Origin of the sequence: Bacillus cereus, assembly GCF_007678085.1 — a bacterium.
GTDB classification, from domain to species: Bacteria; Bacillota; Bacilli; order Bacillales; family Bacillaceae_G; genus Bacillus_A; species Bacillus_A cereus_BE.
Genome location: NZ_VEDW01000002.1, coordinates 177499 through 177935, shown reverse-complemented (window position 1 = coordinate 177935; position 437 = coordinate 177499). Strand labels below are relative to the sequence as shown.

The following is a 437-nucleotide window of genomic DNA, read 5'->3' as shown; positions in this document are numbered from 1 at the left end:
CTTCTTCTACAACTTGTTGTTCTTCTGCAATCGGTGCTTCTTCTACAACTTGTTGTTCTTCTGCAATCGGTGCTTCTTCTACAACTTGTTGTTCTTCTGCAATCGGTGCTTCTTTCACAACTGATTGCTCTTCTGCAATCGGTGCTTCTTCCACAACTGATTGTTCTTCTGCAATTAAAACATCCGCAAAGCTTTGAACATCTTTCTTCGTTTGTTCATCAGCCTCAGCATCATGTATGAATTCATTCGTTTGTTCAATTGCTTCATTTAACACCATTTCTTGCTGCGTGTCCTCAAGTGCTACAGGTTCCGCTTCTTCTGGCTCTTCTGCTTCTGCAATTACTTCCACTTCTTCTAACTCTTCTGCTTCTGCAAATGCTTCCACTTCTTCTAACTCTTCTGCTTCTGCAATTGCTTCCACTTCTTCTGGCTCTTTC

The 437-nt window shown here is 41.6% G+C and carries 1 pseudogene; it reads right to left on the bottom strand.

Features of this window, described 5'->3' with window-relative positions:
- Nucleotides 1-437: pseudogene (locus tag FS742_RS28005) on the bottom strand (DNA translocase FtsK); the annotation flags it as partial.